This is a genomic window from Sphingosinicella microcystinivorans, from assembly GCF_027941835.1.
Classification (GTDB): Bacteria; Pseudomonadota; Alphaproteobacteria; order Sphingomonadales; family Sphingomonadaceae; genus Sphingosinicella.
In genome coordinates this window covers 2,927,465-2,947,238 of sequence record NZ_CP116005.1, presented here as the reverse complement: position 1 = coordinate 2,947,238, position 19,774 = coordinate 2,927,465, and the positions used below count along the sequence as shown (strand labels likewise).

At 66.9% G+C, this 19,774-nt stretch carries 25 protein-coding genes and 1 pseudogene; 24 read left to right on the top strand and 2 right to left on the bottom strand.

Features of this window, described 5'->3' with window-relative positions; genetic code table 11:
* The first annotated feature begins 30 nt into the window (after nt 1–30).
* The gene (locus PE061_RS14110) at nt 31–231 is read left to right on the top strand and encodes a hypothetical protein (RefSeq protein WP_271255892.1); all 201 of its coding nucleotides are present in this window, start codon (nt 31–33) and stop codon (nt 229–231) included.
* Nucleotides 232–362: 131 nt separating this feature from the next.
* On the opposite strand, the gene PE061_RS14105 is transcribed toward PE061_RS14110, so the two are convergent.
* A complete protein-coding gene (locus PE061_RS14105) occupies nt 363–656 on the bottom strand; it encodes a type II toxin-antitoxin system RelE/ParE family toxin (RefSeq protein WP_271255891.1) in 294 nt (97 codons plus the stop codon).
* Nucleotides 653–922: a CopG family ribbon-helix-helix protein gene (locus PE061_RS14100; protein WP_271255890.1), complete on the bottom strand. Its 270-nt coding sequence runs from the start codon at nt 920–922 to the stop codon at nt 653–655. The genes PE061_RS14105 and PE061_RS14100 overlap by 4 nt, the downstream gene beginning before the upstream one ends.
* A gap of 328 nt (nt 923–1,250) precedes the next feature.
* Between PE061_RS14100 and PE061_RS14095 the strand changes: the two genes are divergently transcribed.
* The 23 genes and pseudogenes from PE061_RS14095 (at nt 1,251) to trbJ (ending at nt 19,765) form a co-directional block, all read left to right on the top strand.
* Nucleotides 1,251–1,898 carry a DNA methyltransferase gene (locus PE061_RS14095; protein ID WP_271255889.1) on the top strand — a complete coding sequence of 216 codons (648 nt, stop codon included), beginning with the start codon at nt 1,251–1,253 and terminating at the stop codon, nt 1,896–1,898.
* A 59-nt stretch (nt 1,899–1,957) separates the two neighbouring features.
* Nucleotides 1,958–2,182, top strand: a complete 225-nt coding sequence (locus PE061_RS14090) for a hypothetical protein (protein ID WP_271255888.1) — start codon at nt 1,958–1,960, stop codon at nt 2,180–2,182.
* A 505-nt stretch (nt 2,183–2,687) separates the two neighbouring features.
* Complete coding sequence (locus PE061_RS14085) at nt 2,688–2,954, top strand: DNA -binding domain-containing protein (RefSeq protein ID WP_271255887.1); 267 nt, start codon at nt 2,688–2,690, stop codon at nt 2,952–2,954.
* A 145-nt stretch (nt 2,955–3,099) separates the two neighbouring features.
* Nucleotides 3,100–3,309 (top strand): transcriptional regulator domain-containing protein, encoded by a 210-nt coding sequence (locus tag PE061_RS14080; protein WP_336296997.1) that lies wholly within the window; start codon nt 3,100–3,102, stop codon nt 3,307–3,309.
* Nucleotides 3,236–3,871, top strand: coding sequence for a DUF2285 domain-containing protein (locus PE061_RS14075; protein ID WP_271255885.1), 636 nt, complete (start codon nt 3,236–3,238; stop codon nt 3,869–3,871). Before PE061_RS14080 ends, PE061_RS14075 begins: the two co-directional genes overlap by 74 nt.
* Nucleotides 3,872–4,000: 129 nt before the next feature.
* Nucleotides 4,001–4,267 (top strand): helix-turn-helix transcriptional regulator, encoded by a 267-nt coding sequence (locus PE061_RS14070; protein ID WP_271255884.1) that lies wholly within the window; start codon nt 4,001–4,003, stop codon nt 4,265–4,267.
* Complete coding sequence (locus PE061_RS14065; RefSeq protein WP_271255883.1) at nt 4,264–5,148, top strand: replication initiator protein A; 885 nt, start codon at nt 4,264–4,266, stop codon at nt 5,146–5,148. The genes PE061_RS14070 and PE061_RS14065 overlap by 4 nt, the downstream gene beginning before the upstream one ends.
* 184 nt (nt 5,149–5,332) lie before the next feature.
* Nucleotides 5,333–6,481: a phosphoadenosine phosphosulfate reductase family protein gene (locus PE061_RS14060; protein WP_271255882.1), complete on the top strand. Its 1,149-nt coding sequence runs from the start codon at nt 5,333–5,335 to the stop codon at nt 6,479–6,481.
* A pseudogene (locus PE061_RS21780) lies at nt 6,367–6,918 on the top strand (DNA cytosine methyltransferase); the annotation flags it as partial. The gene PE061_RS14060 and the pseudogene PE061_RS21780, both read left to right, overlap by 115 nt.
* A 139-nt stretch (nt 6,919–7,057) precedes the next feature.
* Nucleotides 7,058–7,789: a hypothetical protein gene (locus PE061_RS14050; protein WP_271255880.1), complete on the top strand. Its 732-nt coding sequence runs from the start codon at nt 7,058–7,060 to the stop codon at nt 7,787–7,789.
* Nucleotides 7,732–7,923, top strand: coding sequence for a hypothetical protein (locus PE061_RS14045; RefSeq protein ID WP_271255879.1), 192 nt, complete (start codon nt 7,732–7,734; stop codon nt 7,921–7,923). Before PE061_RS14050 ends, PE061_RS14045 begins: the two co-directional genes overlap by 58 nt.
* Entirely contained in the window at nt 7,920–8,507 is a 588-nt protein-coding gene (locus PE061_RS14040; protein ID WP_271255878.1) for a DUF2840 domain-containing protein, read from the top strand. Before PE061_RS14045 ends, PE061_RS14040 begins: the two co-directional genes overlap by 4 nt.
* A complete protein-coding gene (locus PE061_RS14035) occupies nt 8,504–9,082 on the top strand; it encodes a S26 family signal peptidase (protein WP_271255877.1) in 579 nt (192 codons plus the stop codon). The genes PE061_RS14040 and PE061_RS14035 overlap by 4 nt, the downstream gene beginning before the upstream one ends.
* Nucleotides 9,063–9,395: a DUF736 domain-containing protein gene (locus PE061_RS14030; protein WP_271255876.1), complete on the top strand. Its 333-nt coding sequence runs from the start codon at nt 9,063–9,065 to the stop codon at nt 9,393–9,395. Before PE061_RS14035 ends, PE061_RS14030 begins: the two co-directional genes overlap by 20 nt.
* A 249-nt stretch (nt 9,396–9,644) precedes the next feature.
* A complete protein-coding gene (locus PE061_RS14025) occupies nt 9,645–10,328 on the top strand; it encodes a lytic transglycosylase domain-containing protein (RefSeq protein WP_271259206.1) in 684 nt (227 codons plus the stop codon).
* A gap of 238 nt (nt 10,329–10,566) precedes the next feature.
* Nucleotides 10,567–12,336, top strand: a complete 1,770-nt coding sequence (locus PE061_RS14020; RefSeq protein WP_271255875.1) for a relaxase/mobilization nuclease domain-containing protein — start codon at nt 10,567–10,569, stop codon at nt 12,334–12,336.
* A 16-nt stretch (nt 12,337–12,352) separates the two neighbouring features.
* Nucleotides 12,353–14,332, top strand: a complete 1,980-nt coding sequence (locus PE061_RS14015) for a conjugal transfer protein TraG (RefSeq protein ID WP_271255874.1) — start codon at nt 12,353–12,355, stop codon at nt 14,330–14,332.
* Nucleotides 14,333–14,341: 9 nt separating this feature from the next.
* Entirely contained in the window at nt 14,342–14,770 is a 429-nt protein-coding gene (locus tag PE061_RS14010) for a CopG family transcriptional regulator (protein ID WP_271255873.1), read from the top strand.
* A 229-nt stretch (nt 14,771–14,999) separates the two neighbouring features.
* Nucleotides 15,000–15,986 carry a P-type conjugative transfer ATPase TrbB gene (gene trbB / locus PE061_RS14005; RefSeq protein WP_271255872.1) on the top strand — a complete coding sequence of 329 codons (987 nt, stop codon included), beginning with the start codon at nt 15,000–15,002 and terminating at the stop codon, nt 15,984–15,986.
* On the top strand, nt 15,983–16,315 hold the full coding sequence (locus PE061_RS14000) for a TrbC/VirB2 family protein (protein WP_271255871.1): 333 nt from the start codon (nt 15,983–15,985) through the stop codon (nt 16,313–16,315). Before trbB ends, PE061_RS14000 begins: the two co-directional genes overlap by 4 nt.
* Nucleotides 16,315–16,584 carry a VirB3 family type IV secretion system protein gene (locus tag PE061_RS13995; protein ID WP_271255870.1) on the top strand — a complete coding sequence of 90 codons (270 nt, stop codon included), beginning with the start codon at nt 16,315–16,317 and terminating at the stop codon, nt 16,582–16,584. Before PE061_RS14000 ends, PE061_RS13995 begins: the two co-directional genes overlap by 1 nt.
* Complete coding sequence (gene trbE / locus PE061_RS13990; RefSeq protein WP_271255869.1) at nt 16,581–19,049, top strand: conjugal transfer protein TrbE; 2,469 nt, start codon at nt 16,581–16,583, stop codon at nt 19,047–19,049. The genes PE061_RS13995 and trbE overlap by 4 nt, the downstream gene beginning before the upstream one ends.
* Nucleotides 19,046–19,765 (top strand): P-type conjugative transfer protein TrbJ, encoded by a 720-nt coding sequence (gene trbJ / locus PE061_RS13985; RefSeq protein ID WP_271255868.1) that lies wholly within the window; start codon nt 19,046–19,048, stop codon nt 19,763–19,765. Before trbE ends, trbJ begins: the two co-directional genes overlap by 4 nt.
* Nucleotides 19,766–19,774: the final 9 nt, after the last annotated feature.

Genomic DNA, 19,774 nt, shown 5'->3' with positions numbered 1-19,774 from the left:
ACCGAACAGCGCGTCCAATTCCTTGCGTAAATGGCCTTCGATGACGCGAAGCTCGGCATCGCCGATGGGAACCTGCTCGGGCCAGTCATCGGTGACGACGATCGGGCCATCGTCGGACGTCCGGGATCGGGCCGCCGCGCGCCGTTGCGGCTGGGGCTGCATATAGTCGTGCAGATCTTCGAGACCTTCCGACCATCGGCGGGGCGCACGGCGGCGACGTTTGCGAGGTAGAGCCATGCGCCAACGGTGGCTCGCGGCGGCGCGAGGCGCAAATAGCGTATTGTGGCGTAGCAGAGATAAGTGCTCACGGCGGTGCCGTGCAGCCTATCATTGCCGACCATGCCCGCCTGCGCCATCGCCCCTCAATCCTCCGAATCGAATCTGCGGTTTTCGCGGCAATGCCAGAGGCGCAAGATGAAGATGGTCGCGGACGCGATCTCATAACGCAGCTCGTAGTCGCCCACGATGATCCGCCGAACCTCGCGCGGCTCATAGGCTTCCAGCTTCTCACCGATCCGGGGATAGTCGAGCAGCCGGTCGGGCGCATGGGCGAGCTGCTGGACCACGCGCGCCGCCGCGTCGGGCGCGACGGGACTCAGATGATCGTGCAGGCGCACAAGGTCCGAGGACGCCTTGGTGGTCCACTGGATTCTCATTTGACGGGCGGCGGGAGCGGCTTGTCCGTTCCAAGGCTGTCGGCCCACGCCTGGATGGCCTGATGGTCGATCACGCGCCCGGCGTCCACATCGGCCAGGGCTTCAAGCGTCATCCGGTGGCGCTCTTCCTCCAGATCGACCCAGGCGGCGAGCGCCTGTTTCATCACCCAGCCACGCGAGCGTTCGAGCCGTGCGGCCATCGAATCCACCTTTTCCGCAAGGCCGAGCGGCACATGCGCGGTCAGCACTTTCGTATCAGTCGCCATGAAGATCACCTCAAATCAGAATGATTAGAAATTAATCGAAAATGCGTTTTGAAGCAACCCGGATAGCGACGAAGCGAGCGGGCTCGCTGCCTTTCTTTCCGCCCCGCAAGCGGGCCGATCGTTGCTAAGGACCAGCCCTCGCGCGCCGCAAGAAAACTCTCGGCCCTTTCGCGGCATAAACGGCCCGCTCCCCGTAAACGGGTCCCCTCCATTTATTCCACGGTGCCCGAGACTTGTCTGGCGCCTTGCTACCCCAGTCTCGCCGACGGGCAGAAGTTCAGGCGCGGCGTTCCGCTTCGCTGAACTTCAGACCCAAAGGATTTAAGACATGACCAGCAATGCACAGGCTCCCCGCAATGTGATCTTCAACGGGGATTGCATCGACGTGATGCAGGCTTTCGATACCGGCACGGTGGATTTTATCCTGACAGACCCGCCCTATGTGACCCGCTATCGGGACCGCCAGGGGCGCAAGGTGGCGAATGACGATAACGGCCGCTGGCTGCGTCCGGCGTTCCGCGAGATGCACCGCGTCTTGAAGGATGATGGCTTTGCCGTTTCCTTCTATGGTTGGAACAAGATCGACCTTTTCATGGACGCATGGAAAGCGGCGGGCTTCCGCGTCGTCGGCCATCTCGTTTTCCACAAGCGCTATGCGTCGTCGGCCCGCTTTCTCCAGTATCAGCACGAACAGGCTTATTTGCTTGCAAAGGGCAATCCGGCCCGTCCCGCGCGGCCTATCCCCGATGTGCTGGACTTCCCCTATTCGGGCAACCGTTTGCACCCCACGCAAAAGCCGGTTGAGGCACTGGCGCCGTTGATCGAGGCTTTCACGCAGCCGGGCGACCTGGTGCTGGACCCGTTCAGCGGCAGCGGTTCGACATTGGCGGCAGCCCAGCAGCTCGGGCGCGACTGGACCGGCATCGAACTGGATAACGGCCACTATCACACCGCCAGCAAGCGGCTTGCCGCATAGCAGCATCACCGGGCGGCCGCATAGGCCGCCCCTTTCCCCTGCAAGCAGGAGGCAAAATCATGACGGATATTATCAGAACCTTCCGCCTCGAGCGTATGCCCAAGACCATCACGACACCGGAAGGGGTGACCTACTACCGCACCAGATATATCGGCGAGACGACCGAAGGGGCGCAGCAACATGGGATCGAGCCTGGATGGACGACTTACGAATACTGGATTCGTCCGAGCGACGATAGCAGGCGTCTTTACGCAATCAGTCCTACGCAATTCTGGCTTGAATGAAGCTGTCGAGGGGCAAAGCCCGGCTCGCGAGGGCGGCCGGGCTTACCGATGCCCGTTAACGCCCGCGCGTCCCACAGGGCCGCGCGGCCGTAAAATCGCGCTCGCCGGGCGCAGCCCGGCTCGCGGGATGAGACGGTAGCCAAAACCATCGCCGCTCCCTAAGAAGGGCGCGGGTCGCTACGCGGCGGTCTGGGGTTGGTAGCCCCACGTTTAGCGGTTTGGTGTCGGCCGAGACGGCACCGCGAATCCTTGACCATGCGGTCGGGGAGCCTGCGACGTATGTCCAGGCGCTCCGGTGCTAAAGGTCGTAGGGCCGACTAAACGCGGTTTACCACTCCCCGATCATGGGTTCAGGAGCTGTTTGCGGGGGCGCACCGCAGACAAACCGCTTCCTGCCTTGAAACCGGCCTTGCGGAGGGTGCGCGGAACCATGCCCGCCGTGCGCGTATAATCGTCTCCGTTTCAGTCTAGTAAGGTTAACGGGGGCTGGAAGAACGGGGGTGTTATGACCGCCAGGCATTTTGCGGATCGCGCGCCCGACACGCCGCGGCTCACCGCCTATGACGAAGATCATCTCGCCGACTATATTCGGCTGCTCGATGCGGACGACGAGGGCGTCGACTGGCCCGAGATCGCCGCGCATATCTTCGGAATCGATCCGGCCGCCGAACCGGAGCGCGCCCGGACAATGCACGAAAGCCATCTCGCCCGCGCCCGCTGGATGACCGAGATCGGCTACGCATGGCTGCTCGGCCCGCGCGCGACGGAATAGATTAACTTCAGGACCGGAATGGATTTTTCCGGTCCTTCGGTTCGATGCGCCGTCCGCATGTCCGGGCGCGGCCTTCGCGCTGTCAGGACAGAATGCGTTTCCCGATCCTTGGCGGTCCAGAACCCGCAATGAGCGGCTGGGGAGGATGCACATGCCGACACCGTCACGACGGCGCCCGCAGCGTGCCGGTGATGCGCCGGACACGCCGGGCCGCCCCGAGTTCGCCGCCGCGTTCCTGCAACGCAATCGACAGTATCGCGCCGACCAGGTGCGGCAGAACCGTGACACTGCGGCGAACGAACGAATGGCGCTTGCCCGCCGATGGGGGTTGTCTTTTCGCCTATATGCCGGATGAGCTGTCGGAGCCGGTGATCTGGCGGCCGGAACTGACCGCCGTCACCGTCATCCTCGACGCCGCGCCGGAGGGATATGCTGGCGCGAAGGCGATCGACCCGCTGGCGCTCGGCGCGCTGCTCGCCGACCGGACGGGAATCGACGGTCGCCATGTCGTCGTCGCGGACCCGGCAGGCGAGCATCGGCTTTGGCTGCGCGATCCGACACCCGGTCGGCCGCTCGCGGCGATCGTTCCCCTCGACAGGGACTTCGGCACTCGCGTCGCCAGCCTGCTCCGCTTCCATCGCCTGATGTTCGGCAAACGAACCGGACCGTTGCCGCGTGGCTGGCCGCTGACCGCCTACCGACGCGCGCGCCTCGATGCGATGCTGCGCGCGCTCGACATGCGCCTCGCTGGCGCTACCTATCGCGAGATCGCTGTTGCGTTCGGCAGGGACGAGGCCGCGCGTCTGTCGGCGACCGAATGGAAAAGCTCGGCCGCCCGGTCCTTCGTCTATCGCCTGGTGCGCGATGCCACCGCGATGATGAACGGCGACTATCGCAAGCTGCTGCGAATCCGCTGATTTCGACGGCCCGGCCGTCCGCCCGAAGGGGGTGGCACATCGGTGCGGTTGCAGATCTTCGTTCTCCACCGGGCCGCGCATACTTCGCCAGTTTCGCCTCCTGCCGCCACGATCCGCAGGAGACACACCTTGTCCAATTCGCCCGTCAATCTGCCGCCGCGTTTTTTGCGGACGCCGGAGGCGGCGCGCTTCCTGGGCCTTTCCGGCCGCACGCTGGAGAAGCACCGCTATTTCGGCACTGGCCCGGCCTATCGGCGCATTGGCGGGCGGGTAGTCTATTCGGTGGACGACCTGCGCACCTGGGCCGATCTCGGCACCAAATACTCGACGTCCGATCCGGGCCAGGACGATCTCATGCCGCGGCGGGATTCGGCGCTGGCGCATAGCCGCCGATGAAACCGCGCGCAGCATCCCGTTCCGGCGAACGCGCCCAGCTTGCGCTGTTTCCCTCGCTCGGCGGCGATATCGCGCCGCGCGATGCCCAGGACCTCATGGCCTGGCCGTTCTTCAGCCTCGCCAAGCGCAGGCGCGTGACCCCGATCGACTTCCGCATGGGGCAGACATGGATCTCGGTCGAGGCCATCCCCGAACATGGGATGGCGACCATATGGGACGCCGACGTGCTGATATGGGCGGCAAGCCAGATCGTCGCCGCGCGCGATGCCGGGCTGCCGACCTCGCGCCTGATGGCCGCGACACCCCACGAAATCCTGGCCTTCACCGGGCGCGGCACCGGCAAGGATCATTATGATCGTCTGAAAGCGGCGCTCGACCGCCTGCAATCGACTACGGTCGCGACTTCGATCCGCCAGCAGCACCAGCGCCGCCGTCATCGCTTTTCGTGGATCAACGAATGGCAGGAGCGGCTCGACGGCGCGGGACGGCCGCTCGGGATCGAGTTGATTCTGCCCGACTGGTTCTATGCGGGGGTGGTCGATCGCACGTTCGTCCTCACGATCGACCGCGCCTATTTCGGTTTGACCGGGGGGCTGGAACGCTGGCTCTACCGGATCGTGCGCAAGCATGGCGGCCGCCAGAAGGGCGGCTGGTCGTTCGACTTCGCCCATCTCCATCTCAAGTCCGGCGTGCTGTCGCCGCTCAAGCAATTCGCGTTCGAGCTGCGCGGTATCGTCCGCCGCCAGCCGCTGCCGGGATACACGCTCACGATCGAGCACGCCTTCGGTCGCGAGCGGCTGAACTTCGTGCCGATGCCCGTCGATCCTCTCGATGCCGCCATGCGCCGCGTCGGTCTCAAGGTTGTGGATAACCAGCCATGAGACTCGGCCTATTGAAAACCGCCGGACTCGGCCGATTAAAAACCGCTGACTCGGCCTATAAAAAACCCGACAGGCCCGCAAACCCGCAGAAATCCTCGCGGAATCGGCTCCCCTCTAACTATGCTAATAGAATAGAATCCTTCGGATTCTTGCTAACGCGGATTCGCGTTGTGGACGGGCGGCCATGATCGCCGTCCAGCACTTCGGCAGCATCTCGGGCGGCAAGGACAGCCAGGCCGTCCTCTGCAAGATGGTCGAGCGGATCGAGCGCAAGGGGCTGGCCGCGTTCGGCAACCGCGCGCCGCGCTTCCTCTCGGCCGACAACGGCCACGAAAACCCGATCACGCTCGATCACATCGCCTATCTCGACGACTGGCTCTGCCGCCGCATCGGCCTCCGCATCGAAATCGTCTCGGCGAACGACGTGCCTGGTCTCACCGATGCGTCGGCCTTCGCCCGCAAGCGCGCGATGCTGCGGGAGGAATGGTCGAAGGAAAAGCGCCGGACCCGTCACAAGGGCGCCTGCAACCAGCGCCGCGCGGCCTGGCAGGCAGGCACGATCACCAGGGTCGAGTGGATCGCCGGATGCAATTGCTCGGTGCTGGTCTCGCCCCCGGTCCCCGATCCTCTGATCGAGCAGGCGCTGGGGCTGCTGCATCCTACCGGGATCCCGTTCCTCGACATGGTCATGCTCCACGGCCGGTTTCCGGGGACCAAAACGCGCTTCTGCACCGACGAGACGAAGCTGATCCCGATGATGCACCGCAAGCGCCCGCTGCTCGACGCGGGGCTGTCGATCATCGACTGGATCGGCGAGCGCGCCGACGAAAGTCCGGCGCGGGCGAAAAAGCCGCCCATCCAGTCGAAACGGCATCCGACCGGAGCGCGCGAGGTGCTCTATCGCCCCATCTTCCGCTGGTCGGCCGCCGACGCCTTCGCCATCTCCGAGCGCCACGGCCTCCGCCATAACCCGCTCTACACGATGGGGATGAGCCGCGTCGGCTGCTCAACCTGCATCATGGTCAGGAAGCGCGAACTGCGCGCCTGGGCCATGCGCTTCCCCGCCGAGGTGGACCGGGTCCGCGAATGGGAGCGGCTGGTCGGACTCGTGTCCCGACGCACCGCCGTCACCGGCACCCCGGCATCGCTGCTGCCCGCGCCGACCGTCCCCGGCGATCCCGCCGACCACGGCCGGGCGACCATCGACCGCGCGATCGCATGGTCGCGCACCGGCCGGGGCGGCCACAATTACGACCTGTTCCTCGATCTGGAGCAGCGCGAGGCCGACGAGCACGGCCTGCGCTGCGACAGCGAATATGGGCTGTGCGAATGATGCGCGCGCTCGACCTGTTCAGCGCGGCGGCGGGCGGCTGGTCGCTCGGCCTCCACCGTGCCGGTTTCGTCACCATCGCGGCCTGCGAGATCATCGAATGGCGGCGCATCCTCTATGCGGAGAATAATCCCCATGTCCGCCTCTACGCCGACGTGCGCGACCTCACGGCAGCTCGACTTCTTTCAGACCTTGGGATGCTCCCCGACATCATCGTCGGATCGCCGCCGTGCCAGGACATCTCCAGCGCCAACACCAAAGGCCGGGGCATCGAAGGCGAGCGGTCGGGCCTCTACCTCGAAGCCGTCCGCCTGGTCGCAGATTGCCGCCCTCGCTGGTTCGCTTTTGAGAACAGCGCTAATCTCCGAACTCGCGGCGCTGACCGGCTGCTCGGCGAACTGGAAGCGATCGGCTACGCCTGCGAACCGTGCGTGGTGGGTGCTGACAATGTCGGCGCCAACCATGTTCGCAAGCGATCCTGGCTTATCGGCTACGACCCCCGCCAGCTTGCCTACGCCGGTATCGCAATCCCAGCAGGGCGGCATCCGTCTGGAGGGTGGTTCGGGGGGGCGCCGGGCGATGAAGGAATCGGGCCTCTACAACCTGTTCCGCAATCGCCCGCTGCCGACGCCGATGGCATCGGACGGGATGATGGATGGCGCGGGCGGCGGGGCGGGATCGACATATCCGCTTCGCATGATCCTCGCGACACCGCGCAAGTCGGACGCGGATCGCGGCGGCCGGGGCGATGTTCTCAGCCAGTTGCAGGGCCATGCCAGCCGTCATGCCGGGATGATGCCGACGCCGGTCAAACCGAACGGCGGCCGCAGATTGAGCCGACAGGAGATCGAGACGGGCAAGCGAGCAAACGGCGCAAAGGCGCAGATCGACACGCCGAACCTGCTCCGTCACGCGGAGACGATGCTGCCGACCCCGGTGGCGTGCGACTACGGCAGCAACAAGAGCGGATCGGGGCTTCGGACGCATTCGACGCGGCACATGATCCGCGTGACCACGACGGAAATCCTCCCCACCCCGACCAAACGGGACAGCCGCATGGACGGATGGAGTCCGGCCTACGATCGCCGGAAATCGCCGACGATGGACGCGGTTCTGGATGGGGCGATGACCGACCGGGCGCCGGACAAATGGGCGGGGGCCCGCGCGCTGGCGGCGATGCTGCGGAGCCATGGGCTGACTGGAACGGCGGCCTTGCCCATCACCTACGGCTGGATGATGGGCTATCCGCCTGGGTGGCTGACACGCGCATTGCGCTCGGCACTCGCAAAGGGACGGCTGCGGCCAGCCTGATCGTCGAGGCGTTCGGCGACGCCGTTCTTCCGCAAATCCCCGAAGCCATCGGCCGCGCGATCCTGCGCGTCGAAGCCGCGCTCGACCTCGCGCTCGGGCGAACCCCCATCGACATCCCAGGAGACGAACGATGAACGACCCCGCGCGCCCGGCGCGCATCGACTTCAGCGGGTTTGAAGCCGCGCTACGCCGCCAGGCGGCGGAACGGGAAGCGGTCCGCCGTGATCCGCCTGTCCCGACCGCCGTCGCCTCCCGATCCCGGTTGACCGAGGTGGAACTGACCTGGATCGAGCAGCGGCTGGAGCACTGGATACGTTTCGGCCGGATCGCACAGGACCGCATCCTCACGCGCAAGACGCGCGTGGTCGGCTTTCGGCCCGCCGCGATCTTCGCCTTCGTCCGATGGGCGGCCAACGACTATGGCACGATCACATCGCGCATCGACATCGTGCGCGCGGTCGCGCCGGGCGAACCCTATACGACGCTGCCGTTCGTGCGGCCGGGCGGCGACATCCTCCTGCACGCCGAAAGCTGGCCCAAAGTCCAGCAAGTGCTCGCCGCGATCGACGCGGTGGAGGCGGCGGGCGTCGATCCCTGCGACGCGGCGGCCGACCATTGGCGTCACGTTCACAACCGCATCGCCGCGGGACACTCGCCGCGCCCCTACACGATGGAGCGGCATCGCGCCTGGCTCAAGCGCCGGGAGATCGAGGGATGACGCGCCGCCGTTATGTCCTCGCAACGGCGATTGCCGCGTCCGCCTTCGCGACCTCGTTCGTCGCCGTCGCCATCGTCGATCCGCTCCCGCGCGTCATCTGGAACGCCAGCGCCAGCGCGCCGATCGGGCTTTATCGCATCCATCCCGACCGCGATCCGGCCAACGGCGCCCTGGTCGCCGTTGCACCGCCCGCGCGGTGGTCGCGCTGGATGGCCGGGCGCGGCTATCTGCCCGAAAGTGTGCCGCTGCTGAAGCAGGTCGCGGCCAAGGCCGGGCAGCGTGTGTGCCGCATCGGCGCCGTGGTGAGCGTCGATGCGCGGCCCGTCGCCAGCGCCCGCGCGCGTGACGGCCAAGGCCGTCCGCTGCCGGACTGGCAGGGTTGCCGCACGCTGCGAGCGGGCGAACTGCTGCTACTCAATCCCGCCCATTCCGACAGTCTGGACGGGCGCTATTTCGGCCCGCTTCCGGCCTCCGCCGTGATCGGCCGCGCAACGCCGCTGCATCTGCGCGCGACGTCCTCACCCTCTTCAACCCCCGAAGCCAAGGAGATCGGCCATGCCGACCAATATCTTTGAATCCACCGCCAACGGCTATGCGGGCCGCGCTCGCTATTTCGGTATCGACGAGCAGATCGTGCTGGTCGCGATCGATCCGGGCGACGCCGAGAATGCGCCGGACTACCGCGTCCATCTCGACGACGAGGACGGCCCGGAGGTCGGCGGGGCGTGGAAACGGGTCGGCGAACGCGCGGGCAACTACATCGCATTGGAGATCGACAGCCCGCTCTTTGCGGCGCCGTTCCGGCCGGTGCTGTTCCGTGCCGACGACGATGGGCGGACGTTCCGCCTGACGTGGAAACGCCCCAAGCCGCGCGACGATCGGAACTGATCGGTGCCTGTCCCGATCATCATCCCTCTGTTCGCGGAAAAGCGTTCGCGGTTCAAAATGCTCCCCCGGAGCATTTTGCCGGCAGCTTCGCCGCCGTCACCGCTCACCCCATCCGTCCCGCTCGGTCGCAGGCCGGCCGGCGCGCGCAGCGAAGGTCAAGGGCGGCCGAAGGCCGGCGCATCGCGCGCACCCTTTACCGCAGCAAGCACGCTGGCAGGCTGGCGGCGGAGCGGGGGCGGGTTGGCCGCCATGGTCGCGATCCTGATGGCGTTCGCGCCGGTCGGCGTATTGGCGCAGGCCGCGCCGGCCGAACAGGCGGCCACAAGCCATCCCTATGCCGGTCATGTCGCCGACGCCGCGCGTCACTTCGGCATTCCTGAACGCTGGATATGGGCGGTCATGCACGTTGAGAGCCGGGGCAACTCGCGCGCCATGTCGCCCGCCGGGGCGATGGGCCTGATGCAGATCATGCCCGCGACCTGGGCGAGCCTGCGCGCGCGTCATGGGCTGGGAAGCGATCCCTATGACGTGCGCGACAACATCATGGCGGGCGCGGCCTATCTGCGCGCGATGCACGATCGCTATGGCAACACGGCGGCGATGCTGGCCGCCTATAATGCGGGACCGGGCCGCACCGACGAGTATCTGTCGCGCGGCCGCCCGCTGCCTGCCGAAACGCGCGCCTATCTGGCGAAGATGGCGTCGATCACCGGCAGCGCGGGCGACAGCCAGCTTGCCACCGCGCCGCCATCCGATCCCTTCGCATGGCGCCGGGCCGCATTGTTCGCGGCGCGACCGAATGACGATCCGGCCGCATCGGAAACGCCACCCGGCGAGCGCGCGGTCGACATGCGCGCCGCAGTAGAACCGGCCGCGAACAGCCTGTTCGTCGCGCTGTCGTCCTCCGGTCGGCGGGAGGGGCGCGCACCATGACCGGCCGTGTTTTCAGATTGCCTGGAGTCAGGAAACAAGTGCCTGGGAGGGCAGGAAAAAGCCGAAGGAAGGGACGGCAAGATAGAAAGCGCACCCCAAATTCGCCGAAAGCCTATGTCTTTCAACAATTTGGCGCGGGTGCGTCGGTCGGCAAGCGTGCCGCTCGGAAGAAAAAAGCAAGCAAATTCAAAGCGTGCAATGGCACCACAGGCCATTTTCGGCGGAAAGCGGCCCGGCCGTGAGCGAGGACGAGGATTTTCGCGTCCGGCCGGGCAAGGTCAGGAACAGGGGCGCCGGCCAGGGGCGCAAGGCGCAAGGACTCGTCGCCCAGGTTCTGCGTGTTGCCGCGCGCAGCGGCGGCGGCGGGCGGCGACCGGGCGGCTGGAGCGGATCACGCGGGCGCGGGCAATCGAACTTCGGCCGGGGCCGCACATCCTTCGCGCGCAGCCGCCTGTTCGGATCGGGGCGGCGCGTGCTGGTCAAGATGGTGCCCGTCACCCGGCTCACCCGGGGCGGGCAGTCGAGGGCGCCGCTCTCCGCGCACATGGCCTATCTCAAACGCGATGGCGTCACCCGCGACGGTTCGTCCGCGCAGATGTTCGATGCGACCGGCGATGGCGCCGACGACCGGGCCTTTGCCGATCTGTGCAAGGACGACCGGCATCATTTCAGGATCATCGTCTCGCCCGAGGATGCGGCGGACCTCACGGACCTGCGCGACTATACGCGCGATCTCGTCCGCCAGATGGAAGCCGATCTCGACACGCGCCTTGAATGGATCGCGGTCGATCACTGGAACACGGACAACCCGCATGTCCATCTGCTGGTGCGCGGCGTTGACGACCAGGGCGCCGACCTTGTCATCAATCGCGATTATATCAGCCACGGCCTGCGCTCGCGCGCCGAGGAACTGGCTTACGCCGAGCTTGGGCCGAAGCCCGAACATGAAATCCAGCGCGCACTCGATCGCGAGGTGATGGCCGAACGCTGGACGAAGCTGGACGCTGAGATCAGCCGCTCGGCCGACGAGTTGGGCGTCATCGACCTGCGGCCCGAGCAGCGCGGCCCGGACGATCCGCGCGTGCGCCGCCTGATGATCGGCCGGTTGCAGCATCTGGAGACGATGGGGCTCGCCGCCCAGGCCGAACCCGGCCAGTGGGTGATGGCCGAGGGGACGCAGGCGAAGCTGCGTGAGCTGGGAACGCGCGGCGACATCATCCGCACCATCGGTCAGGCGTTGAAGGATCACGGCCAGGACCGCCCGCTGGACAGCTATGCGATCGTGAGCGAGCTGCCCGAAAAGCCCATCGTCGGCCGGTTGATCGACAAGGGGCTGCACGACGAACTCCACGGCTCGGCCTATGCGGTGATCGACGGGACGGACGGGCGCACCCATCATGTCCGGCTGCCGGGGATCGAGGCGCTGGAGCGCAGCCCCGACATCGGCGGCATCGTCGAGCTGCGCGCGATCGGCCGGGCGGGTGAGTGCAAGCCCACCCTGTTCCTCGTCACACGCTCCGATCTCGACCTCGCCGCACAGGTGAAGGCTCCGGGCGCCACCTGGCTCGACCATCGGCTGATCGAGCGCGGGACCGGCGTCGCGGACGGAGGCTTCGGCGCAGAGGTGAAGCGGGCGATGGACGAGCGCACCGATCATCTCGTGCGCGAGGGGCTGGCGCGGCGCTACGGCGAGCGCGTCGTCTTCCAGCGGGGTCTCCTCGATACCCTGCGCCGCCGCGAACTCGACGAGACGGGCGCCGACATCGCGGGCCGGACGGGGCTTGCCTACCGGCCCACCAACCCCGGCGACAGGATCGCCGGCACCTGCCGCCAGCGCCTCGCGCTCTCCTCGGGCCGCTTCGCCATGATCGACGACGGCCTCGGGTTCCGGCTCGTCCCCTGGTCGAACGACCTCGAACGCCAGCTCGGCCGGCAGATCGCGGGCATCGCCCGCGACGGCGGCGGCATCGGCTGGTCATTGGGCCGCAAGCGCGGCCTCGGCATTTGAAGAAGGAGACTGATCCATGCCTGCGACTAAAATCCTGTGGGGCCAGATTGGCGTCGTTTTCCTGATCGTGCTCGCCGCGATCTGGAGCGCGACGCAATGGACGGCATCGGCGCTGGCGTATCAGCCCGAGCTTGGCGAACCCTGGTTCACGGCGCTCGGCTGGCCGGTCTATCCGCCCTACGCCTTTTTCTGGTGGTGGTTTTCGTTCGACGCCTATGCGCCCGATATCTTCCAGACCGGCGCATATATCGCCGTGTCGGGCGGGTTCGTGTCGATTGTCGTCGCCATCGCGATGTCGGTCTGGCGCGCGCGCGAGGCGAAAAACGCAGAGACATATGGCTCGGCGCGCTGGGCGACCGGAGACGAGGTGCGCGCGGCCGGACTGCTCGGCGACAATGGCGTGGTGCTCGGCAAGCTGGGTCGCGCCTATCTGCGCCACGACGGCCCCGAGCATGTGCTCTGCTATGCGCCGACCCGCAGCGGCAAGGGTGTCGGTCTCGTTGTGCCCTCGCTCCTGACCTGGCCGGCATCGGCAATCGTCCACGACATCAAGGGCGAGAACTGGACGCTGACCGCGGGCTTTCGCGCGCAACATGGCCGCGTCCTGCTGTTCGACCCAACCAACGCGGCGTCGGCCGCCTACAACCCGCTGCTGGAGGTTCGCCGCGGCCAGTGGGAGGTCCGCGACGTGCAGAATGTGGCCGACGTGCTGGTCGATCCCGAAGGCAGCCTCGAAAAGCGCAACCATTGGGAAAAGACCAGCCATGCGCTGCTGGTCGGCGCGATCCTGCACGTCCTCTACGCCGAATCCGACAAGACGCTGGCCGGGGTCGCCGCGTTCCTCTCCGATCCGGCGCGGACGATCGAACAGACGCTGGCCGCGATGATGGCGACGCCGCACTTGGGAGAGGCCGGCGTACATCCGGTCGTCGCCAGCGCCGCGCGGGAGTTGTTGAACAAGTCGGACAACGAGCGCTCGGGCGTGCTGTCCACTGCCATGTCCTTCCTTGGGCTTTACCGCGATCCGGTGGTGGCCGCCGTTACGCGCGCCTGCCACTGGCGTATCATGGACCTAGTCGCGGGGCCGACGACGCTCTACCTCGTCATCCCGCCCAGCGATATCAGCCGGACCAAGCCGCTCATTCGCCTGATGCTCAACCAGATCGGGCGGCGGCTGACCGAGGAACTGAACCCAGCCGGCCAGCGCCATCGCCTGCTGCTGATGCTCGACGAGTTTCCGGCGCTGGGCCGGCTCGATTTCTTCGAATCCGCGCTGGCGTTCATGGCCGGCTATGGGATCAAGAGTTTCCTCATCGCGCAGAGCCTCAATCAGATTGAAAAAGCCTATGGGCAGGACAATGCGATACTCGACAACTGCCATGTCCGGGTGAGCTTCGCGACCAATAACGAGAAGACGGGGGAGCGCGTGTCGAAGGCGCTCGGCACCAAGACCGAAATGAAGGCGATGAAGAACTACGCCGGGCACCGCCTCGCGCCCTGGCTGGGGCATCTGATGGTGTCGCGTTCCGAGACCGCCCGGCAGCTGCTGACGCAGGGCGAGGTCATGCAGCTGCCGCCCGACGAGGAAATCGTCATGGTGTCGGGTGTCCAGCCGATCCGCGCGAAGAAGGCAGCCTACTACGCCGATCCCCGTCTCGCCGCGCGGATCATGCCGCCGCCCGATCCGGCCGCATCGCCACCTCGGGAAGTCCGTCCCGACGACTGGACGGGGCTCGCCGCTTCGGCCGATCCCGCCGAGATCGCGGCGATCATCCGGCGCCAGGAGGATGCCGCCAACAGCGGGCTGCGCCGCGAGCCCGAGCTTCCCGATCATGTCGCCATCGTGAAGGAGACGGCGCCCCCGCCGCCCGCGCAGGAATTTTCCATCGTCGAGGACGAACCCGAGGATGCTGCGCGCCAGGCGGCAGCACGGCGGCGGATGCAGGGCATTGCGCGGCAGGCGTCGCTCGATCCCGACGACGGCATCGAAATGTAGGAGGTTCCCATGCGCGTGCGTCTCAACGTCTATTTTCCGCCCGAGCTGGCCCGCCAGGTCAGCGAACTGGCGATCCGCCGCCGCATCTCGCGCTCGGCGATCGTGGAAGCCGCGGTGACCTCCTGGATGTCGCCGGACGGCGCCGACCGGATGGAGGGGGCCTTCGTGCGGCGGCTCGACCGGCTCTCGCGCCAGGTCCAGCGGCTCGAACGCAACACCGGCCTTACCACCGAGGCGCTGGCGCTGTTCGTCCGCTTCTGGCTGGCGGTCACGCCGCCGCTGCCCGACGAGGATCAGGCGGCGGCCCAGGTCAAGGGTCGCAAGCGCTATGAGGGTTTTGTCGAGACGCTCGGCCGGCGCTACGCCAGCGGCAAGAGCCTGCTCGACGAAATATCGGAGGATATTGCAGGTCGTGACGGCGGCTCCGCCGACGCATGACAGTGTAGCGAACCAACCGGGGGCGGCCATGCGCGACTCGACCAGCTATATTCGCGAGAATAGCGCGGACGGAGAGCGGCGATGAAAGTGTCCGACCGCAACGCGCACTTATCTGCCGCCGTCACTACTACGCCCTGACATAGTTGTTGCCTCGCGTGATTTCCTGTCTCTCTTGATGTGTCCCTGACGCCGGGCGGCGGTTCGCCCGGCCCAATTCAGGGGCCGTTTCTTGTCCATCCAGCCGATCCGATCCGAAGGTTTCACGCGCGGCGCGCGCATGCTCCGCACGGCGCTGGGGCCATCGATCACGGCCTGGCTCGACGATACCGCCGTGATCGAGGTGATGCTGAACCCGGACGGCCGGCTCTGGGTCGATCGGCTCCGCGAAGGTATCAGCGACACCGGCATGACGCTGGCCGCCGCAGACGGCGAGCGCATCGTCCGCCTGGTCGCGCACCATGTCGGCGTCGAGGTTCACGCCCGGTCCCCGCGCGTCTCGGCCGAACTGCCCGAGGGCGGCGAGCGGTTCGAGGGGCTGCTACCACCCGTGGTCGCGGCCCCGGCTTTCGCAATCCGCAAGCCCGCCGTCGCGGTGTTCACGCTGGGCGATTATGTGGCAGCCGGAATCATGTCGGCCGCCGAAGCGGACATGCTCCGCCAGGGCGTCGCGACGCGCGCCAACATCCTCGTCGCGGGCGGGACCGGCAGCGGCAAGACCACGCTGGTCAATGCGCTGCTGGCCGAGGTCGCCAAGACCACCGACCGCATCGTCCTGATCGAAGATACGCGCGAACTTCAGTGCGCCGCGCCCAATCTGGTCGCGATGCGGACGAAGGATGGCGTCGTCTCGCTGTCCGACCTGGTGCGCTCGTCCTTGCGCTTGCGTCCCGACCGCATCCCCATCGGTGAAGTGCGTGGCGCCGAGGCGCTCGACCTCCTCAAAGCCTGGGGCACCGGTCACCCCGGCGGCATCGGCACCATCCATGCCGGGACCGCGCTCGGGGCACTGCGACGCATGGAGCAGCTTATACAGGAAGCCGTCGTCACGGTCCCGCGCGCGCTGCTGGCCGAGACCATCGACCTCGTGGTCGTGCTGGTCCGCGACGGACACGGCCGACGTCTCGCCGAACTGGCCCGCGTCGACGGACTCGATCCTGCCAGCGGCGACTACCGTCTCACTCCGCATTCCACCGCCCAATCGGGAGACATCACATGATCCATGCCATCCGGCATGGCGCTCACCGCGCCATGCTTGCCGCCACCGCCAGCCTGATCGCGCTCAGCATCTCGGCTCCCGCCCATGCGGGCGGATCGTCGATGCCCTGGGAAGCCCCGCTTCAGTCCATCCTCGAAAGCATCGAGGGGCCGGTCGCCAAGATCATCGCGGTGATGATCATCATCGTGACGGGCCTGACGCTGGCGTTCGGCGACACGTCGGGCGGCGCGCGGCGCATGATCCAGATCGTGTTCGGTCTGTCGATCGCGTTCGCGGCCTCCAGCTTCTTCCTGTCGTTCTTTTCGTTTGGCGGCGGAGCGCTGGTTTGATGGCCGACCATGACGCCATCCCCGGCTTCTATGCCCCGGTCCATCGGGCGCTGACCGAGCCGATATTGCTCGGCGGCGCCCCGCGCTCGCTTGCGATCGTCAACGGGACGCTCGCGGGCGCGATCGGTCTCGGCCTGCGTCTCTGGCTCGCCGGTCTCGCCATCTGGGCCATCGGTCACGCCCTGTCGGTATGGGCCGCGCGCCGCGATCCGCAGTTCGTCGACGTATCCCGGCGGCACATGCGCTTTCCGACGTGGATGCGGCCATGATGTCCTTGCGCGAATATCGCGGCAAGGCCGCGCATCTGGCCGACTTCCTCCCCTGGGCCGCGCTGGTCGGCGCAGGGGTCGTGCTCAACAAGGACGGCTCGTTCCAGCGCACGGCGCGCTTTCGCGGTCCCGATCTCGACAGCGCCACGCCCGCCGAACTGGTCGCCACCACGGCGCGGCTGAACAACGCGCTGCGCCGTTTGGGGTCGGGCTGGGCGATCTTCGTCGAGGCGCAGCGCACGCCCGCGCTCGACTACCCGGAATCCGCGTTTCCCGATCCCGTCTCGGCGCTGGTCGATCTGGAGCGCCGCGAACAGTTCCGCGAGGAGGGCGCGCATTTTGAGAGCGGCTATTATCTGACGCTGCTCTGGATGCCCCCGGCCGAGGACGCCGCCCGCGCCGAAACCTGGCTCTATGAAGGCCGTTCCGGCGCGGGCGTCGATCCGTGGGAATTGCTGGCCGGGTTCAGGGATCGCAGCGACCGGGTTCTCAATCTGGTCGAAGGTTTCGTCCCCGAGGTCCGCTGGCTCGATGACGGCGAGACGCTGACCTACCTCCATTCGACGATCTCGACCCGTCGCCAGCATGTGCGTGTCCCCGAGACGCCGATGCACCTCGACGCGCTGCTGGCCGACGAGCCGCTGACGGGCGGGCTGGAGCCGAAACTCGGCGACCATCACCTCCGCACGCTCACCATTGTCGGCTTCCCCAGCGTCACCTTTCCCGGCCTGCTCGACGAGTTGAACCGCCTCGCGTTCGCTTATCGCTGGTCCACGCGTGCGATCATGCTGGACAAGACGGACGCCACCAGGCTGCTCACCAAAATCCGGCGCCAATGGTTCGCCAAGCGAAAGTCGGTCGCAGCGATCCTCAAGGAAGTGATGACCAACGAGGCGAGCACGCTGCTCGACAGCGACGCCTCCAATAAAGCTGCGGACGCCGATGCGGCCTTGCAGGAACTCGGCGCCGACTATGCGGGCATGACCTATGTGACGGCGACCGTCACGGTATGGGACCGCGATCCGGCCATAGCGGCGGAAAAGCTGCGGCTGGCCGAGAAGATCATCCAGGGCAGCGACTTCACCGTGATCCCCGAAGGGATGAACGCCATAGAAGCATGGCTCGGCTCGCTCCCCGGCCACACCTACGCCAATGTCCGGCAACCGCCGATCTCCACCATCAATCTCGCCCACCTGATCCCCCTGTCAGCGGTATGGGCGGGGCCGGAACGGGACGAGCACTTGCGCTCGCCCCCCTTGCTCTATGGCAAGACCGAGGGAAGCACCCCGTTCCGGTTTTCCCTTCATGTCGGCGATGTCGGGCATACGCTGATCGTCGGCCCGACCGGCGCGGGCAAGTCGGTTCTGCTCGCGCTGATGGCGATGCAGTTCCGCCGTTACGAGGGCGCGCAAGTGTTCGCCTTCGACTTCGGCGGCTCGATCCGCGCCGCCGCGCTCGGCATGGGCGGCGATTGGCAGGATTTGGGTGGCGGGCTGTCCGACGACGAGAGCGGCGTCCAGTTGCAGCCGCTCTCCCGCATCGACGATCCGGCCGAGCGGGCATGGGCCGCCGAATGGCTCGCCGCGATCCTCGCCAGCGAAGGCGTCGCGGTCGATCCGCAGGCGAAAGAGCATATCTGGTCGGCGCTGGGGTCGCTCGCCAGCGCGCCGGTCGCCGAACGCACGCTGACCGGCCTCGCCGTGCTGCTGCAATCGCAGACTCTCAAGCAGGCGCTCGCCCCATATTGCATCGGCGGGCGATGGGGGCGGCTGCTCGACGCCGAAGCCGAGCGGCTCGGCGAAGCATCGGTTCAGGCGTTCGAGACCGAAGGGCTGGTCGGCGCGGGATCGGCCGCCGCCGTCCTGTCCTACCTGTTTCACCGTATCGAGGATCGGCTCGACGGAAGTCCCACGCTGATCATCATCGACGAAGGTTGGCTGGTGCTCGACAGTCCGGACTTCGCCGCACAGCTTCGCGAGTGGCTGAAAACCTTGCGTAAGAAGAACGCCAGCGTGGTGTTCGCCACGCAGAGCCTTGCCGATATCGAAACGTCGAGCATCGCGCCGGCCATCATCGAGTCCTGCCCGACCCGCATCTTCCTACCCAATGAGCGGGCGGCGGAACCACAGATCGCAGCGATCTACGAGCGGTTCGGACTCAACGCCCGCCAGATCGAAATCCTCAGCCGGGCGACGCCGAAGCGTGACTACTACTGCCAGAGCCGACGCGGCAATCGCCTGTTCGAGTTGGGGCTGGGCGAGGTCGCGCTGACCTTCGCCGCCGCGTCGTCGAAAACCGACCAGCTCGCCATCGCCGGCATCATCGAAACCCACGGGGCTGCCGCCTTCGCCGCCGAATGGCTGCGGCATCGCGGCTGCGCCTGGGCCGTCGAGTTGCTGCCGGAGCCGCCATCGGATCGCCAGCATCAGCTTCCCCTCACGACAGACATGGAGATCGACTTATGAAATTGCCTCCCCTTCGCCGCGCCATCCTGGCCGGCGTCCTCACCAGCGCGGCCATCGTCCCGATGGTCTTGGCCGTGCCAGCCTACGCGCAGTTCGGCGGGATCGTCTATGATCCTACCAACTACGCCTCCAACGTCCTGCAGGCGGCCCGCGCGCTCCAGCAGATCAACAACCAGATCACCCAGATTCAGAATCAGGCAACGAGCCTGATCAACGAGGCGCGCAATCTCGCCTCGCTGCCGCTCTCGACGGTAGACACGCTCCAGCAGCAAGTCCGGCAGACGCAGCAGCTTCTCGGGGAGGCCCAGCGCATCGCCTATAATGTCCAGGACATCCAGCAGGCGTTCAATGGCCGCTACAAGGGCGCGAACCTTACAGGCACCAACGCGCAGATGGTAGCCAACGCCAATGCGCGCTGGGAGGACAGCGTCGGTGCGTTCGAGGATGCGCTGAAGGTCCAGGCCGGTGTGGTCGGTAATATCGACGGCGCCCGCGCCACGATGGACAGCCTGGTCTCGGCCAGTCAGTCGGCGACCGGCGCGCTCCAGGCCGCGCAGGCAGGCAACCAGCTTCTCGCCCTGCAATCGCAGCAACTCGCCGACCTCACCGCCGCGGTCGCCGCGCAGGGCCGGGCGCAGGCGCTCGACGCGGCGCGGCAAGCCGCGATCGAGGCGGAGGGACGCGAACGCTTCCGTCGCTTCTTCGGCCGCGACTGACGGGAGAGA

Bases quoted from the DNA above. Each gene is read 5' to 3' on its own strand.
- trbJ (WP_271255868.1), top strand. From the start codon at position 19,046: ATGAAATTGCCTCCCCTTCGCCGCGCCATCCTGGCCGGCGTCCTCACC.
- PE061_RS13995 (WP_271255870.1), top strand. From the start codon at position 16,315: ATGGCCGACCATGACGCCATCCCCGGCTTCTATGCCCCGGTCCATCGG.
- PE061_RS14060 (WP_271255882.1), top strand. From the start codon at position 5,333: ATGATCGCCGTCCAGCACTTCGGCAGCATCTCGGGCGGCAAGGACAGC.
- PE061_RS14065 (WP_271255883.1), top strand. From the start codon at position 4,264: ATGAAACCGCGCGCAGCATCCCGTTCCGGCGAACGCGCCCAGCTTGCG.
- PE061_RS14040 (WP_271255878.1), top strand. From the start codon at position 7,920: ATGAACGACCCCGCGCGCCCGGCGCGCATCGACTTCAGCGGGTTTGAA.
- PE061_RS14105 (WP_271255891.1), bottom strand. From the start codon at position 656: ATGAGAATCCAGTGGACCACCAAGGCGTCCTCGGACCTTGTGCGCCTG.
- PE061_RS14080 (WP_336296997.1), top strand. From the start codon at position 3,100: ATGCACATGCCGACACCGTCACGACGGCGCCCGCAGCGTGCCGGTGAT.
- PE061_RS14010 (WP_271255873.1), top strand. From the start codon at position 14,342: ATGCGCGTGCGTCTCAACGTCTATTTTCCGCCCGAGCTGGCCCGCCAG.
- PE061_RS14035 (WP_271255877.1), top strand. From the start codon at position 8,504: ATGACGCGCCGCCGTTATGTCCTCGCAACGGCGATTGCCGCGTCCGCC.
- PE061_RS14025 (WP_271259206.1), top strand. From the start codon at position 9,645: ATGGTCGCGATCCTGATGGCGTTCGCGCCGGTCGGCGTATTGGCGCAG.
- PE061_RS14095 (WP_271255889.1), top strand. From the start codon at position 1,251: ATGACCAGCAATGCACAGGCTCCCCGCAATGTGATCTTCAACGGGGAT.
- PE061_RS14110 (WP_271255892.1), top strand. From the start codon at position 31: ATGGCCTTCGATGACGCGAAGCTCGGCATCGCCGATGGGAACCTGCTC.
- PE061_RS14085 (WP_271255887.1), top strand. From the start codon at position 2,688: ATGACCGCCAGGCATTTTGCGGATCGCGCGCCCGACACGCCGCGGCTC.
- PE061_RS14090 (WP_271255888.1), top strand. From the start codon at position 1,958: ATGACGGATATTATCAGAACCTTCCGCCTCGAGCGTATGCCCAAGACC.
- PE061_RS14050 (WP_271255880.1), top strand. From the start codon at position 7,058: ATGAAGGAATCGGGCCTCTACAACCTGTTCCGCAATCGCCCGCTGCCG.
- trbE (WP_271255869.1), top strand. From the start codon at position 16,581: ATGATGTCCTTGCGCGAATATCGCGGCAAGGCCGCGCATCTGGCCGAC.
- PE061_RS14100 (WP_271255890.1), bottom strand. From the start codon at position 922: ATGGCGACTGATACGAAAGTGCTGACCGCGCATGTGCCGCTCGGCCTT.
- PE061_RS14000 (WP_271255871.1), top strand. From the start codon at position 15,983: ATGATCCATGCCATCCGGCATGGCGCTCACCGCGCCATGCTTGCCGCC.
- PE061_RS14015 (WP_271255874.1), top strand. From the start codon at position 12,353: ATGCCTGCGACTAAAATCCTGTGGGGCCAGATTGGCGTCGTTTTCCTG.
- PE061_RS14030 (WP_271255876.1), top strand. From the start codon at position 9,063: ATGCCGACCAATATCTTTGAATCCACCGCCAACGGCTATGCGGGCCGC.